The following is a 14,065-nucleotide window of genomic DNA, read 5'->3' on the forward strand; positions in this document are numbered from 1 at the left end:
CTAGGATCTGCGCATCAAGACGCGACGACAGCCAAAAACCCGCTTGACCGCCCCCGGTTTCAGAGCCCTAATTCGCGAGGTCCGCGGGCTTGCCCCGCCACTGGCGTTCCTTGGGGGGACGCGCAACAATGACCGGGAGTGATCCATGACCATGACGAAACATTTCCTCGGCGCCGCAGCGACGCTGGCGCTTTTTGCAGGCGCGGCGGCTGCCGATCCGGCGCTGATTTTTGACCTTGGTGGCAAGTTCGATAAATCCTTCAACGAAGCGGCCTTTAACGGAGCCGAGCGTTGGGCCGCAGAAACCGGCGGCTCCTACAAAGAATTGGAAATGCAGTCTGAAGCGCAGCGCGAACAGGCGCTACGGCGCTTCGCGGAATCGGGTGCGAACCCGATCGTGATGACGGGCTTTGCCTTTGGCGATGTGCTCAACACCGTGGCCCCGGATTATCCGGACACGAAATTTGCCATCATCGACATGGTGGTGGATCAGCCGAACGTTCGCTCGGTCGTGTTCCAAGAAGAGCAAGGCTCCTATCTTGTCGGCATGATGGCGGCGATGGCCTCGAAAACCGGGGTGGTTGGCTTTGTTGGTGGCATGGATATTCCGCTGATCCGCAAGTTTGAATGCGGCTATGCCCAAGGCGCGAAAGCGGCGAACCCGGATGTGAAAGTGGTCTACAACATGACCGGCACGACCCCTGCGGCGTGGAACGATCCGGTGAAAGGGTCCGAGCTGACCAAGGCGCAAATCGCGCAAGGTGCGGATGTTGTGTTCTCGGCAGCGGGTTCAACCGGCCTTGGCATCTTGCAAACGGTTGCCGATGAAGGGATTTTGGGCATCGGTGTCGATAGCAACCAAAACTACATGCATCCGGGCAACATGCTGACCTCGATGGTCAAGCGCGTGGACCTGTCGGTTTATGAGGCCTTCATGGAAGGTGCCGATCTGGAAACCGGCGTGATCGTTTCGGGGCTTGCCGACAATGGCGTGAGCTATGCGCTGGATGAATTCAACGCCGAACTCGTCACCGATGAGATGAAAGCCGCCGTCGATGAAGCCGCTGCGAAGATCGTCGCGGGTGAGATCGAGGTGCACGATTACATGACGGACAACACCTGCCCGGTGGAATGATGACAGAGACGACGGATGCGGGGCGGCAGGCAACTGCCGCCCTTTCCGGGGCTGCGGCCCCGGCAATTGAGTTGCGCGGCATTTCCAAGGCCTTCGGGCCGGTGCAGGCGAACAAGGATATTTCCATTCGCGTGATGCCGGGCACGATCCACGGCATTATCGGCGAAAATGGCGCGGGCAAATCGACCTTGATGTCGATCCTATACGGGTTCTACCGCGCCGATGCGGGCGAGATCTTGATCAATGGCCGGCCGACCATCATCCATGATAGCCAAGCTGCGATCCGCGCGGGCATCGGGATGGTGTTCCAGCACTTCAAGCTGGTGCAGAATTTCACCGTGCTCGAGAATGTCATTCTGGGCGCGGAAGACGGGGCGCTGCTTCGCCCCTCGCTTGCCAAGGCGCGCAAAACGCTGGCGCATTTGGCCGAGGAATATGAGCTGGATGTTGACCCCGATGCGGTGATTGAAGAGCTTTCGGTGGGCCATCAGCAGCGCGTGGAGATTTTAAAAGCGCTTTATCGCCACGCCGATATTTTGATTTTGGATGAGCCCACGGGCGTATTGACCCCCGATGAGGCCGATCACCTGTTTCGCATCCTGCGCGGGCTCAAAGAGCAGGGCAAAACGATCATTCTGATCACTCATAAGCTGCGCGAGATTATGGAGATCACGGATTCCGTTTCCGTGATGCGGCGCGGCGAGATGGTGGCCACCGTCAAAACCGCCGATACCTCGCCCGAGGAATTGGCGGAGTTGATGGTGGGCCGCAAAGTGCTGATGCATGTGCCGAAAGCGCCCGCAAATCCGGGCGATACGGTGCTGAGGCTGGAAAACCTGCGCGTCACCGATGCCGAAGGAGTTGATCGGCTCAAGGGCGTGAGCCTGACCATTCGCGCGGGCGAGATTTTGGGCATTGCCGGGGTGGCGGGCAATGGCCAATCCGAATTGCTTGAGATCTTGGGCGGTTTTGGCGCGGGCAAGGTCACGGGCCGGATGGAGGTGCAGGGGCAGGAGGTCGTGCTGGCTGGCCATGGGGCCACCGGGCAAACCCGGCGCGCGCGCGGCATTGCTCATGTGCCCGAAGACCGCCATCACCTTGGCCTGATCTTGGATTTCAGCGCATGGGAAAACGTGGCTTTTGGCTATCACGGCGCCAAAGCCTATCAGGCCAGCGGGCTCTTTATGGACAACGCGGCGATCATTCGCGACACCGAAGGCAAGATGGAGCGCTTTGACGTGCGCCCGCCCAACCCGCACCTGCCCGCGCAAAGCTTCTCTGGCGGGAACCAGCAAAAGATCGTTCTGGCGCGCGAGATCGAGCGTAACCCGGTGCTCTTGCTTGTCGGGCAACCGACACGCGGCGTGGATATTGGTGCGATTGAATTCATCCATCGCCGCATTGTGGAATTGCGCGATGCGGGGGCTGCGGTGCTGCTCGTTTCGGTCGAGCTTGACGAGATCATGTCACTCTCTGACCGGATTGCGGTGATGTTTGACGGCCAGATCATGGGCGAGCGGCTGCCCGCCGAGACGAATGAGCGTGAGTTGGGCCTGTTGATGGCAGGGGTTGCGCAAACCAAAGGGGCGGCAGAATGACCAAACTCCCCACTTGGGCAGACCTTGTTCTGGTGCCCTTCATCTCGCTTTTGCTGGCGGCGGTCATTTCGGCCATTGTCATTTTGGCCATTGGCGGCGACCCGATCGAGGCCGTGACGGTGATGGTCGATGGTGCGATTGGCTCCCCCTATGGCTGGGGTTATACGCTTTACTACACCACCTCTTTCATCTTCACCGGGCTTGCCGTGACGGTCGCCTATCACGCCGGGCAGTTCAACATCGGCGGCGAAGGGCAGGCGCAACTTGGTGGTTTGGGGGTGGCACTTGTGTGCCTAGCGCTGCCTTGGCCGCATTGGTCGCTGGCGCTGGTTGCCGCGACCGCTGGGGCGGCACTCTTTGGGGCCGCTTGGGCCGCCATTCCCGCATGGTTACAAGCAAAACGCGGCAGCCATATCGTGATCACCACGATCATGTTCAACTATATCGGCGCGGCTTTCATCGTTTATATGCTGGTTGAGGTGCTGCGCCCTGTGGGGCAGATGGACCCGGCCTCCGCCCGCTTCCCAGAGGGGGCAAAGCTGCCAAACTTTGGGCAAATTCCCGGGCTTGATCTGATCTTCTCGAACAAAGTGCCCGCCAATGTCAGCTTCTTTGTCGCGGTCGCGGCCTGCTTTGCGGTTTGGGCCCTGCTTTGGCGCACCAAGCTTGGTTATGAAATCCGCGCCTTTGGCAAATCTGAAAGTGCGGCGCGCTATGCCGGGATTTCACCCGTTAAGGTGATCATGCTCTCGATGCTGATTTCGGGCGGCTTGGCGGGCATGATGGCGATCAACAATGTCATGGGGGAGTCTGAGCGGCTGGTGCAAAACGCCTCTGAAGGGGCGGGGTTCATTGGCATTGCCGTCGCGCTGATGGGGCGCAACCACCCGTTTGGCGTGTTTTTGGCCGCGCTTCTGTTTGGCTTCCTCTATCAAGGCGGGGCCGAGATGGGGCTTTGGACCACAATCCCGATTGAATTGCGTCTGCTGCTTCAGGGGCTGGTGATCTTGTTCACGGGCGCACTCGACACGATGGTGCGGATGATGCTTGTGCCCTTCTTCCGCTTGGCACGGGGGGCTGCGTGATGGATTACGCAACGCTGATCGAGGTCTTGGGCTCCACCCTGCGTTTGGGCACGCCGCTTCTGCTCGCTTGTTTGGCGGGGCTTTATTCCGAACGTGCTGGCATTTTTGACATCGGGCTTGAAGGCAAGATGCTGATGGCTGCAATGGCCTCGGGCGCGGTGGCGGCGATGACGGGTTCGGCATGGCTTGGCCTTGGTGCGGGGATTGTGGCCTCGCTTATTTTCGCGCTGATCCACGGGCTCGCCTCCATCACCTTCCGGGGCAACCAACTTATTTCGGGCGTGGCGCTCAACTTCGTGGCCTCCGGCGCGACGGTGCTTATCTCGCAAACGCTGTTTCACCAGGGCGGGCGTACGCCGCCGCTGACTGGCGATGCCCGGTTTCAGGCGATAACCTTGCCGGGGGCAGAGGCGCTGGCCTCTGTGCCCTATTTCGGGCCGTTCTATGCCAAGGTGATTTCGGGCCATTCCTTGCTCGTTTATATCGCGCTTGCCGCTGTGCCGCTGACATGGTGGCTGCTTTACCGCACCCGCTTTGGCCTGCGGCTGCGGGCTGTGGGGGAAAACCCGGAATCGGTGGATACCGCAGGCGTTTCGGTCATTGGCCTGCGCTATACTGCGGTGATGCTGACCGGCGTTTTGTGCGGCATTGCCGGGGCCTATATGGCGACCTCGTTGCAAGCGGGTTTTGGCCGCGAGATGACGGCGGGGCGCGGCTATATTGCCCTTGCCGCGCTGATCTTTGCCAAATGGCGGCCTTGGTATGCGCTTGGCGCGACCATGCTCTTTGGTTTCTTGCAGGCCATTGCGTTGCGCCCCGATGTGATCGAGGGCACGTTGCACATGAAAATCCCGGTCTCGGCGCTGGATGCCCTGCCTTACATTTTGACTGTGATCGTTTTGGCGGGCTTTGTGGGCCGCGCGATCCCCCCACGCGCCGGAGGCCAACCCTATGTCAAGGAGCGCTGAACTCGCCCGCCTGATCCGTGCCCGCGCGGGTTCCACCCCGCCTGTCTTGGGCTTGGTGCTGGGCTCCGGGCTTGGCCATATCGCCGACGAGGTGGAGGGCGTTGCGATCCCCTACACCGACCTGCCGGGTTTCCCACAGGCGGGGGTGTCGGGTCACAACCCGAAACTGGCGATTGGCATGCTTGAGGGTGTGCGGGTCGCGGTGTTTGGCGGGCGCGTGCATTACTATGAACATGGCAATCCCGCCGAGATGCGGCTGGCCTTAGAGGTTCTGCGCGATCTGGGCTGTGATCAGTTGTTGCTGACCAATGCCGCCGGAAGCCTGCGCGCAGACATCCCTCCCGGCGGGCTGATGCTGCTGAATGACCATATCAACTTTGCAGGTGCCAACCCGCTGATTGGCGAGCCAACAGACGCGCGCTTCGTGCCGATGACCGAGGCCCATGATCTGGGCCTACGTGGGCAACTCAAAGCCGCCGCCGAAGCTGAGGGGCTCGCGCTTCCCGAAGGGGTCTATTGCTGGTTCTCTGGCCCGTCCTTTGAGACACCCGCCGAAATTCGCGCGGCAAAAATCCTTGGGGCCGATGCAGTGGGCATGTCGACTGTACCTGAGGTGATCCTTGCGCGCTTTTTGGGCCTGCGGGTCGCCGCCGTGTCGGTGATGACAAATATGGGCGCTGGCATGGCGGATGAACAAATCAGCCACGAGCAAACCAAGGCGATGGCCCCCCTTGGTGCCGCCAAGTTTGAAAAGATCCTGCGCCGAATGCTGAAAACCCTTTAACCGGGGTGAAAGCGGGTCTTGCTACCCTCGCCCATGCAGGTCATGCTGCAAGGGCAAAGCCAACGCACCGCCATGCAAATCTACCTTCCCATCGCCGAGCTTTCGGTGAACATCTTTCTTCTTTTGGGCCTTGGTGGGCTCGTGGGCCTGTTGTCGGGCATGTTTGGTGTGGGCGGCGGCTTCTTGATCACGCCGCTTCTGTTTTTCATTGGCATTCCGCCCACCGTGGCGGTGGCGACCGGGGCGAACCAAGTGGTGGCCTCTTCGGTCAGTGGGGTCTTGGCACAGTTCAAGCGTAAGGCTGTGGATGTGCCGATGGGGATCGTTCTCTTGATCGGCGGCCTTATTGGCTCGGCCATGGGGATCTTCATCTTCAACCTGCTTACACGGCTCGGGCAAATCGACCTTGCTGTGCAATTGGCTTATGTCGTGTTTTTGGGCTCGATCGGGCTTTTGATGCTGCAAGAGGCCGTGCGGGCCCTGCGCCGCAACCGCCGCAAAGATGCGCCGCGGGTGAAAGCGCGCCAGCATAATTGGGTGCACCGGCTGCCGTTCAAGGTGAAGTTCCGCGCTTCTGGCCTTTATATCTCGGTCATTCCGCCCATGCTGGTGGGCATGGCTGTCGGGGTTTTGGCCGCGATCATGGGCGTGGGTGGCGGCTTCATCATGGTGCCCGCGATGATCTACCTGCTTGGGATGCCGACCAAGGTGGTGATCGGCACCTCGCTCTTTCAAATTTTGTTCGTGTCGGCCTTCACCACAATGATGCATGCCATCACCAACCAATCGGTGGATGTGATGCTGGCGCTCCTGTTGATTGTCGGCGGGGTGATCGGCGCGCAGATCGGCTCGCAACTTGGGGCGAAGCTGAAAGCCGAACAGTTGCGCATCTTGTTGGCACTTTTGGTTCTGGCCGTCGCGGTGAAGCTGGGGCTCGATCTTCTGTTGATGCCGAGCGAGCTTTACTCCCTCACCATGGGGGTGATCTAGATGATCCGCGCGCTGATGGTCTTTTTCGTGTTGGGGCTGTCGCTTCTGCCGGGGCTGGCGCAGGCCGAAAAGGTCGTGGCGGGACTCAGTGCCGAGGATATTGGGATTACCGCCTCGTTTGATGGGTCGACGGTGATCCTTTATGGCGCGGTGAAACGTGACGCGCCGGAGCCGCCGGGGCGGCTTGGGGTGATTGTCACGCTGGAAGGGCCGCTGCAGCGCGTCACCGTGCGGCGCAAGTCGCGTGAATTTGGGATTTGGGTCAACACCGGGAAAGTGGTGGTGCCGCAAGCGCCAAGCTATTACGCCGTGGCAAGCTCCGCCCCACTGGAGAAGATCTTGCCACCGGCGCTGGATGCGCTTGAGAATATCTCGCTGCCGCTGGCGATGCGGGCCTTTGCAGGGCCTTTGGGCGAAAGTGACACCCGCCCCTATGCCGAAGCACTGATGCGCATTCGTGAAAAGGGTGGGGTCTATCAGCTGACGCGCAAACCAGTGAAGCTGGTGCAAGGCACGCTGTTTCGCGCCGACTTCGACTTGCCTGCAAACCTGATTGAAGGGGATTACACCGCGCGGATCTTTTTGCTGCGCGATGGCAACCTGATCGACCGGGCGGAGCGCCCAATCCGGGTGCGCCGGGTTGGGCTTGAGCGGTTCACTTATAACCTGTCGCAAAACCAGCCCGCGCTTTACGGGCTGATGTCGCTCGCGCTTGCGGTCTTTGCGGGCTGGGCCGCCTCTGCCGCCTTCCGGATGCTGAAGCGTTAAAACGCTTTGAAGGTCATCGTCGTCAAGGTGCGACTGATGCCAGCAATATCGAACAGCTTTTCCGACAGGTAATGGCCAACATCGACCTCTTCGGGGATGTAGACCTTGGCGATCAGGTCATAATCGCCCGAGGTAGAATACAGCTCGCTCACCACCTCGCGCTCATAAATGGCATCGGCCACGGCATAGGTTTGACCGGGCTGGCAACGGAACTGGACGAAAACGCAACGCATGGGCCGCCTCCTTTGTTGGGGGCAGATTAGGCGGCGTGGCCGGAAAGGAAAAGGGCTAGAGCATGTTGCACAAAACTGGGAACCGGTTTTGTGCGCCTCTGACATGCGAGATCACAAGGTAAGAGCTTGCGGCGCGCAGGCGAAGGAACGCGACTAGGCTCTAGTCGGTTTGACCTTCGAGCTTGAGCACCGCAGCCCCGCTCGGCAGATCGTCGATACCCAAGGGGGTAGAAGGGCGGGCAAGCCGCGCTTTCGTCACCCATAAAAGCCGATGCTCGGCGCGGGTGATCGCGACATAGGCCAGCCGTTTCCACAGCGGGATACCCGCCTCTGACCGACCCGCGCGGAAGGCGGCATAAATATCGGGCGCAAAAACCTGCACATCGGGCCACTGACTGCCTTGCGCCTTGTGAATGGTGACAGCGGCACCATGCAAAAAGGTCGCCCCCATCCGCGCGGCAAATGGGATGAAGGGTTCTTCTTCATCAGGCATTTCGATCTTTACGATCGAGGCGGCTGACAGGCGCGGGTCTTCAGAGCCAATCACATGCAGCCGCGAAAAGCCGGGCTTTTTGCCGGGGCCAAGGTAGATCACCTGCGCGCCCTTGATCAGCCCGCGCGCCTCAAGGTCGATGCGCTTCTTGCGGTGCTTGAGCGGCAATTCGATCCCGTCACAAATCAGCGGCTCACCGGGCAAAAGCGCATCTGCGGGCGCGGAATGCGCGCCGCGAAACGCCTGTATCAGCCGAATGCGGGTCGCATTGCGCCACACCAAAACGGGCGAGCGCGCCATCAGATCGCTTTCCACCCGTTCGGCCCAAACCACGCGCGGGTCAGATTTTGCGGCCTCTGCCAGCTTGCGTTCAAAAGCGTAAAAATCGAGGCTGTCATCGGCCAAAGCATGGGCCAGATCCAAGATCGGGTTGTCATCGGCTTGGCGGTGGATGCGGTGCAGCGCATGCACCTCTTTTTCCGGCAACCGCTCAAACGACATGTGACCCGATTGGTTGACGGGGGCGAGCTGCGCCGGGTCGCCAAACAAGACCAGCGTCGGGAAGATTTCTTTCAGGTCGTCAAATTGGCGTTCATCCAGCATCGAGGCTTCATCGACAAAGCCGATATCCAGCGGGTCTTCGCGCCGCTTCCAGCCGGAAATAAAATCCGAGCCCCGCAAGCCCGCCGCCGCCAAGGCGCCCGGCACCGAGGCATTGGTTTCGTAAAAGGCTTTCGCGCGGTCGAGCGCAAGTTCAGACAACCCGTCGATCCGCAATTGCTCAAGATCGGGGCGGTCGCCTTGCCCGGCCAGCCATTCGGCAATGGCCTCATATTCAGGGTGATAAACGGGGGTATAAAGAATGCGGTGGATCGTGGTCGCGGGCACACCGCGCGAGCGCAGCACCGAGGCGGCTTTGTTCGTGGGGGCCAAAATCGCCAGCGTGCGCCGATCTTTGCGCTTCTTGCCTTCATAATCGCCCGAGACGATCTCAACCCCCGCCTCGGCCAAAGCTTTGAAGAGTTGCGCCAAAAGGAGCGTTTTGCCCGAGCCCGCCTTGCCGATCACCGCCATCACATGCGGCTCGCCGCCCTCGGGCAACAAACTGCCATCCAAAATATCGACACCCGCCGCCTCCAGCGCGGAAGCAACGGCATCCCAGGCCTCGGCCTGATCGTCAGAGAATTTAAGCGTGGCAGGAAGCGTCATGGCGCGACTTTACAGGGCGTCTGGGTGAACCGAAAGGCGTGAAATCTAGGGGCCAAGCTGCCGTTGTGGCCCGGTCGCATGGGGGGGTCAGGTCTGGCGCAGGTCTTCCAGATAAAGACGCACGGCCTCTTGCACATGGCGGAACCGATCCCCGCCAAGATGCTTGCCGCCAAACCAGCGCGTGACCACGATGATATGGTTTTGCAGAGCTTCGCGTTCGAGCATCCGCAAAATCACCATACCCGCCCCTGCTTCCCCATCATCATTTTTAAGTGGGGCATCGGCGGTCAAAAGGGCCCAGCTATTATGCGTTGCCTTGGCGAATTTTTTCGTGCGGCAGAGGGTTTGGATGAAAGCCCGTGCCTCTTCTGCCGAGGCGCAGGGCCCGCCGGAAACGGCATATTTCGAGCCACGATCGCTGATGATGTTTTCCAAGATGCGCATGGTGCGGGTGTAAAGCGCATACCTGCGGGCAGCAAGGCGCGGGACATAAGCAAAACGCCCGCCGCTTGTGCGACGGGCGTTTCGTTTTCCGAAGCCGGAAAGATTAGCGGCGCAGGCCGAGACGCTCGATGAGCGACTGGTAGCGAGCCACGTCTTTCTTTTTCAGGTAGTCGAGCAGTTTGCGGCGCTGGGCCACCATCATCAGAAGGCCACGACGTGAGTGGTTGTCCTTCTTGTGCTGTTTGAAGTGCTCGGTCAGCGTCGCGATGCGCGAGCTGAGGATCGCCACTTGGACTTCCGGCGAACCGGTGTCGCCTTCTTTGGTGGCGTATTCTTTGATGAGACGGTTTTTCTCTTCAACGGTGATCGACATCGGGGTCTCCTTTGGTAAAGGGTTATGGCGCAGGCCGGGATGTCGTCCAGCAAGGCCCGTGGAGCACCGCCGAATCCGGCGGATGGCGGCGTTTAGCGGAAATTCCGCCTTTTGGGAAGCAAAAAGGCCCGAGAGGCCTTGGCGAGGTCAAAGCGCGCTGAATTCCTCTGGGGTCACCAAGCGAAGGTCCGCAACCGTCAGGTTCTCGGCGTTCATTACCTCGGCCAGCGGCACACCATCCAAGCAGACCCATTGGTTGCCACTGGTCTCAGAAGGCTGAAGGGTCAGGTCCGGCAGGCTGCCCGAACTCGGGTCATAGACCACCACAATCTGGTCTTGGCTGGCGTCATAATCGGAAATGGTGGCAGGGTTTGCCGGGTCGATCCAATCGCCCAAGCCGAACACATCCGCATCCTCGCCACCTGAGGCGTAGTCGCCCGTTCCCACCATCAGCGTATCCGCCCCCGTGCCGCCATTGAGGAAATCTGTCCCATCCTCATCCATGGTAGCGGATTCGTCTGCGGCTACCACTCCGATCAGCAGATCATCGCCGTCGCCGCCAAACAACTCATCATTGCCTAGCCCGCCTGTCAGCGTGTCATCTCCATCGTCGCCCATCAGGCTGTCATTGCCCGCATCGCCTGCCAAGACGTCATTATCGGCGCCGCCAGACAGGCTATCATTGTCTTCGCCCCCTGACAGGCTATCATTGTCTTCGCCCCCTGACAGGCTATCGGTTCCAAAGCCCCCGGTTAGCGTGTCATTTCCCGCAGCACCCAAAAGCGTATCTGCCCCATCTTCGCCCGCAAGCGAATCATCGCCCGCATCGCCGGACAGACTGTCATCGCCCTCTTCGCCAATCAGCGTGTCGTCACCCGCGCCGCCCGCAAGCGTGTCATCGCCGCCGTAGCCGTTGATTTGGTCATCGCCGCCAAGCCCGTCGATCTCATCATCGAAAAGATCGCCCCAAAGGATATCGGCAAGCTCGCTCGGGTCAGGGGAGGGCAGGGAAGCGGGCGTGGGATCGTCCCCGGGCAAGGTGGTCACCGTGTCGGACGGGTCATCTTCGATCAGATCCTCGCCACCGCTATCGCTCGCGCTGTCTTCGGGGAGAATGCCATCTTCTGCCTCCGGCTCCTCCAGCGGAACCAGACCAGCGGCAACCCCTGCCATCAGCAGACCCAGCAGACCGGAGAGAAACAGCATCGCACCACCTCATGGTTAAGCGGCGAGCCTAACGCGCGGGCGTGAATCAAAAGCGAGCACAGGTGCCGAAAAGGCGTAGGAGCTGCGATATTTCGGAGGCTGGTTAACCGTTTATGACGCGGGCCAAGCGATCAGTTGCTGCGCATAGCTGATGTAAAGCGGGTGTTTGGGGGCTCCCGCATTGGTGAGCCCCAAATGATGCAATGCCCGGCCAGAGCCGCGCAAAAGCGCCTCCACCGCTGCCCCGCGGTTCAAATGCGCCCCATGCGCCCCCCAAGCGCAGATGATTCGATCCTTAGGCCCGGCGGCCCATTCAAGGCTTTCCAAAATCGCGGCATCATTTTCGGGGCCAACCGGGTCCGCTTGCGCGCGCATGTCTTTGGGGTCGGTGGCGCGATAGGCGAAGATATTCGTCACCCGGAAAGCGCCAAAGCCCAAGGCCCGCGCCCGGCGCTCGCAGCGCTCCACCGTCGGGTCGTTTTGCACCTCGGTTGCGGTGGAAGGGTTCAGCATCACAAACAGCGCGCGGGGGTGGCTTTCGTCCCAAACACGGGTGAGCAGGTAGCGATACTGCTCACAGTCGGAATAAACCGCGATCGAGGGGGCATCGCCTTTGATATGGCTGCGGGTGATCATGCCCTTACCGGTTGAAAACGCGGTCCGGGTGGACCTCGCCGCCCATGTAGCGACCCACAGCAATGGCAAGCCCGTCGCGGCTCACCCAAACCTCGGTGCCAAATTCGATGCCCGATGCGATCACTTGGCCCGGGTTGCCGTGGCTCAGCCGCACCGCGCCCTCCACCGTGGCTTTCACCTCGGGCAGATCATCCAGCCCGAGTTCCAGCGGCAAGAGCTTCTCATCCAAGGCTGGCGTGCGGGCAAGCGTATCAATCTGATCAAGGCTCAGGCCATTTTCGGCCTCAAACGGGCCAGACCAGACCCGGCGCAGCCAAGCCACATGGCCCAAACAGCCAAGCGCCCGGCTCAGATCGCGCGCGATAGAGCGCACATAGCCGCCCTTGCCGCAGACCATTTCCAACTCGACCGTATCAGCATCGGGGCGGGCAACGACCTCAAGGCTTTCGACCCAAAGCGGGCGCGCGGCCAAATCCATTGCCACACCCTCTCGGGCCAGATCATAAGCGCGCTCGCCTTCCACCTTCACGGCAGAGACTTGCGGCGGCACTTGCATGATGTCGCCGCGAAAAGCGCCAAGCGCGGCGTCAATCGCCTCATCCGTGGGGCGGGCGTCAGAGGTTTCCAACACCGCGCCTTCGGCGTCATCGGTGCTGGTTGCCGCGCCAAAGCGCACTTGGAAGCGGTAGCATTTCATTGCATCGGTGATGAAGGGAACGGTCTTGGTCGCTTCGCCCAACGCGATGGCCAAAACGCCCGTGGCCGCAGGGTCAAGCGTGCCCGCATGGCCCGCCTTTTTCGCATCAAGCGCCCAGCGAACCTTGCCCACCACCGAGGTCGAGGTCACCCCCGCCGGTTTGTCGACCACGATCCAGCCGGAAATATCGCGCCCCTTCTTGCGGCCCATAACATGCTCCCTTTTATGCAAGCTCGCCTGCTAGCGCCTCGGGGCGCGCGGGTCAATCGGGGCGCTTAGTCTTGGGCCACAAGCCCGACAATCGGCCCCATCGGCAGGCCGAAATCCGCCCGACCCTGCGCCGGCACAAAAAGCCGCGAAATCGAGCCGTCCAGATAAAGCGCATTCGGCGCGCCAAGTTCATCGCGGAAGAACCGCGCGAAGCGGTGAAAGTTCACCGGCTTGTCCGAAATCACGAACCACGCCGTTAGCCCATCGCCCGAAACACCGACACCATTGCGGATATAGGTGCTGTCACTCTCGGGCAAAAAGCGCGGATGCAGCGCGCCATCAATCACCAGCATCGGGCCGGATTGCGTGGCAAAGCGACAGGCAAGCGGGTTGGCGGCAAAGGCGCGGCTTTCGACCACCGCGAAACGATCAGAGATGCAAAACACCCCATTCGGCAGCAGCCCAAAATTGCCCGGCCCTTCATTGGTGACGATCCGGTGCAGCTCTTGCCCGTTTTCAATGTAAAGCCCGGCGGGGGAACGGTCGGGCGCATACATCCCGGCATTCATCGCAAAGACCAGCTGCTCATTTGGGGCGAGCGTGGCCTTCACGCGCGGGATCGTGCCCAAAATGTCGCCCGCTTCGTCGCGCAGCCACAGCCGCACATCTTCCCCCGCGCGCGCTTCGCAAACGGTGAAAGGCGTGTCTTCAAATGTCACGGTGTGGCAAGGGTCAGCGGCCAGCGCGACGCGCGGCACCACCAGCGCCAAGGCGGCAAAAAGCCTAGCCCAGATCGGCTTCATCTTCATCGTCGTCACGCGCGGCGATATCGCGTTGCACCGTTTCATCCGAGAAGATGCGCCGCGTCTCATCGAGCCGATCAAAGGTCTCGTCGATGCGGAAGCGCAGATCGGGCGCATATTTCAGCGTCATCGCCTTCGCCACATGGTGGCGCAGTTCGCCGGTGTTGCGGCGCAAAGCGGCTAACATCGCCTCGGCGCTTTCACCGCCGAGCGAGCCACCAAGCGGTGCGACATAAACGGTCGCCACCTTCAAGTCGGGCGAGGGGCGCACTTCGCCCACGGTGATCGAGATGCGGTTCAGGTCCGGGTCATGCACCTCGCCGCGCATCAGCACGTCAGACAGGGTCCGGCGGATCAGTTCGCCAACGCGAAGCTGCCGTTGCGAGGGGCCATCGCCCGAATGGAAGCGGTTCTTTGCCATGCCCCGCACATA

Annotated in this window: 16 protein-coding genes; 7 read left to right on the forward strand and 9 right to left on the reverse strand. The window is 60.9% G+C overall.

What is annotated here, in order from left to right:
- Nucleotides 1-145 precede the first annotated feature (145 nt).
- The 7 genes from CRO18_RS16490 to CRO18_RS16520 all read left to right on the forward strand — a co-directional run bounded on the left by CRO18_RS16490 (nt 146) and on the right by CRO18_RS16520 (nt 7,328).
- Nucleotides 146-1,135 carry a BMP family protein gene (locus CRO18_RS16490; RefSeq protein ID WP_097082931.1) on the forward strand — a complete coding sequence of 330 codons (990 nt, stop codon included), beginning with the start codon at nt 146-148 and terminating at the stop codon, nt 1,133-1,135.
- Nucleotides 1,135-2,733 carry an ABC transporter ATP-binding protein gene (locus tag CRO18_RS16495; RefSeq protein ID WP_097083001.1) on the forward strand — a complete coding sequence of 533 codons (1,599 nt, stop codon included), beginning with the start codon at nt 1,135-1,137 and terminating at the stop codon, nt 2,731-2,733. Before CRO18_RS16490 ends, CRO18_RS16495 begins: the two co-directional genes overlap by 1 nt.
- Nucleotides 2,730-3,818, forward strand: coding sequence for an ABC transporter permease (locus CRO18_RS16500; protein WP_097082932.1), 1,089 nt, complete (start codon nt 2,730-2,732; stop codon nt 3,816-3,818). The genes CRO18_RS16495 and CRO18_RS16500 overlap by 4 nt, the downstream gene beginning before the upstream one ends.
- Complete coding sequence (locus CRO18_RS16505; protein WP_076485980.1) at nt 3,818-4,786, forward strand: ABC transporter permease; 969 nt, start codon at nt 3,818-3,820, stop codon at nt 4,784-4,786. Before CRO18_RS16500 ends, CRO18_RS16505 begins: the two co-directional genes overlap by 1 nt.
- Nucleotides 4,770-5,570: a purine-nucleoside phosphorylase gene (locus tag CRO18_RS16510; RefSeq protein ID WP_097082933.1), complete on the forward strand. Its 801-nt coding sequence runs from the start codon at nt 4,770-4,772 to the stop codon at nt 5,568-5,570. The genes CRO18_RS16505 and CRO18_RS16510 overlap by 17 nt, the downstream gene beginning before the upstream one ends.
- Before the next feature lie 72 nt (nt 5,571-5,642).
- Nucleotides 5,643-6,560: a sulfite exporter TauE/SafE family protein gene (locus CRO18_RS16515; RefSeq protein WP_076486027.1), complete on the forward strand. Its 918-nt coding sequence runs from the start codon at nt 5,643-5,645 to the stop codon at nt 6,558-6,560.
- Nucleotides 6,561-7,328, forward strand: a complete 768-nt coding sequence (locus CRO18_RS16520) for a TIGR02186 family protein (RefSeq protein ID WP_245826564.1) — start codon at nt 6,561-6,563, stop codon at nt 7,326-7,328.
- Here the strand turns inward: CRO18_RS16520 and CRO18_RS16525 are convergent.
- The 9 genes from CRO18_RS16525 to rbfA form a co-directional block, all read right to left on the reverse strand.
- On the reverse strand, nt 7,325-7,561 hold the full coding sequence (locus tag CRO18_RS16525; protein WP_076485978.1) for an Lrp/AsnC ligand binding domain-containing protein: 237 nt from the start codon (nt 7,559-7,561) through the stop codon (nt 7,325-7,327). The genes CRO18_RS16520 and CRO18_RS16525 overlap by 4 nt on opposite strands.
- Before the next feature lie 160 nt (nt 7,562-7,721).
- Complete coding sequence (locus CRO18_RS16530; RefSeq protein ID WP_097082934.1) at nt 7,722-9,263, reverse strand: ATP-dependent RecD-like DNA helicase; 1,542 nt, start codon at nt 9,261-9,263, stop codon at nt 7,722-7,724.
- Nucleotides 9,264-9,350: 87 nt separating this feature from the next.
- Nucleotides 9,351-9,707 (reverse strand): YigZ family protein, encoded by a 357-nt coding sequence (locus CRO18_RS16535; RefSeq protein ID WP_097082935.1) that lies wholly within the window; start codon nt 9,705-9,707, stop codon nt 9,351-9,353.
- A gap of 103 nt (nt 9,708-9,810) precedes the next feature.
- A complete protein-coding gene (gene rpsO, locus CRO18_RS16540; RefSeq protein ID WP_076485975.1) occupies nt 9,811-10,080 on the reverse strand; it encodes a 30S ribosomal protein S15 in 270 nt (89 codons plus the stop codon).
- Between the two features lie 147 nt (nt 10,081-10,227).
- Nucleotides 10,228-11,286 carry a calcium-binding protein gene (locus CRO18_RS16545; protein ID WP_097082936.1) on the reverse strand — a complete coding sequence of 353 codons (1,059 nt, stop codon included), beginning with the start codon at nt 11,284-11,286 and terminating at the stop codon, nt 10,228-10,230.
- A gap of 111 nt (nt 11,287-11,397) precedes the next feature.
- Complete coding sequence (locus tag CRO18_RS16550; RefSeq protein ID WP_076485973.1) at nt 11,398-11,922, reverse strand: DUF1643 domain-containing protein; 525 nt, start codon at nt 11,920-11,922, stop codon at nt 11,398-11,400.
- Between the two features lie 4 nt (nt 11,923-11,926).
- Complete coding sequence (truB, locus tag CRO18_RS16555; protein WP_097082937.1) at nt 11,927-12,829, reverse strand: tRNA pseudouridine(55) synthase TruB; 903 nt, start codon at nt 12,827-12,829, stop codon at nt 11,927-11,929.
- Between the two features lie 65 nt (nt 12,830-12,894).
- Complete coding sequence (locus CRO18_RS16560; RefSeq protein ID WP_097082938.1) at nt 12,895-13,638, reverse strand: phosphodiester glycosidase family protein; 744 nt, start codon at nt 13,636-13,638, stop codon at nt 12,895-12,897.
- The gene (gene rbfA, locus CRO18_RS16565) at nt 13,613-14,053 is read right to left on the reverse strand and encodes a 30S ribosome-binding factor RbfA (RefSeq protein ID WP_076485971.1); all 441 of its coding nucleotides are present in this window, start codon (nt 14,051-14,053) and stop codon (nt 13,613-13,615) included. Before rbfA ends, CRO18_RS16560 begins: the two co-directional genes overlap by 26 nt.
- Between the last annotated feature and the right edge of the window lie 12 nt (nt 14,054-14,065).

The organism is Rhodobacter sp. JA431 (assembly GCF_900217725.1).
GTDB lineage: Bacteria > Pseudomonadota > Alphaproteobacteria > Rhodobacterales > Rhodobacteraceae > Rhodobacter > Rhodobacter aestuarii.

What these genes read in the sequence shown, in the direction of transcription:
- CRO18_RS16520 (WP_245826564.1), top strand. Translation starts at nt 6,561, where the DNA reads ATGATCCGCGCGCTGATGGTCTTTTTCGTGTTGGGGCTGTCGCTTCTG.
- CRO18_RS16515 (WP_076486027.1), top strand. Translation starts at nt 5,643, where the DNA reads ATGCAAATCTACCTTCCCATCGCCGAGCTTTCGGTGAACATCTTTCTT.
- CRO18_RS16490 (WP_097082931.1), top strand. Translation starts at nt 146, where the DNA reads ATGACCATGACGAAACATTTCCTCGGCGCCGCAGCGACGCTGGCGCTT.
- rpsO (WP_076485975.1), bottom strand. Translation starts at nt 10,080, where the DNA reads ATGTCGATCACCGTTGAAGAGAAAAACCGTCTCATCAAAGAATACGCC.
- CRO18_RS16505 (WP_076485980.1), top strand. Translation starts at nt 3,818, where the DNA reads ATGGATTACGCAACGCTGATCGAGGTCTTGGGCTCCACCCTGCGTTTG.
- CRO18_RS16560 (WP_097082938.1), bottom strand. Translation starts at nt 13,638, where the DNA reads ATGAAGATGAAGCCGATCTGGGCTAGGCTTTTTGCCGCCTTGGCGCTG.
- rbfA (WP_076485971.1), bottom strand. Translation starts at nt 14,053, where the DNA reads ATGGCAAAGAACCGCTTCCATTCGGGCGATGGCCCCTCGCAACGGCAG.
- CRO18_RS16510 (WP_097082933.1), top strand. Translation starts at nt 4,770, where the DNA reads ATGTCAAGGAGCGCTGAACTCGCCCGCCTGATCCGTGCCCGCGCGGGT.
- CRO18_RS16545 (WP_097082936.1), bottom strand. Translation starts at nt 11,286, where the DNA reads ATGCTGTTTCTCTCCGGTCTGCTGGGTCTGCTGATGGCAGGGGTTGCC.
- CRO18_RS16500 (WP_097082932.1), top strand. Translation starts at nt 2,730, where the DNA reads ATGACCAAACTCCCCACTTGGGCAGACCTTGTTCTGGTGCCCTTCATC.
- CRO18_RS16530 (WP_097082934.1), bottom strand. Translation starts at nt 9,263, where the DNA reads ATGACGCTTCCTGCCACGCTTAAATTCTCTGACGATCAGGCCGAGGCC.
- CRO18_RS16525 (WP_076485978.1), bottom strand. Translation starts at nt 7,561, where the DNA reads ATGCGTTGCGTTTTCGTCCAGTTCCGTTGCCAGCCCGGTCAAACCTAT.
- CRO18_RS16535 (WP_097082935.1), bottom strand. Translation starts at nt 9,707, where the DNA reads ATGCGCATCTTGGAAAACATCATCAGCGATCGTGGCTCGAAATATGCC.
- truB (WP_097082937.1), bottom strand. Translation starts at nt 12,829, where the DNA reads ATGGGCCGCAAGAAGGGGCGCGATATTTCCGGCTGGATCGTGGTCGAC.
- CRO18_RS16495 (WP_097083001.1), top strand. Translation starts at nt 1,135, where the DNA reads ATGACAGAGACGACGGATGCGGGGCGGCAGGCAACTGCCGCCCTTTCC.
- CRO18_RS16550 (WP_076485973.1), bottom strand. Translation starts at nt 11,922, where the DNA reads ATGATCACCCGCAGCCATATCAAAGGCGATGCCCCCTCGATCGCGGTT.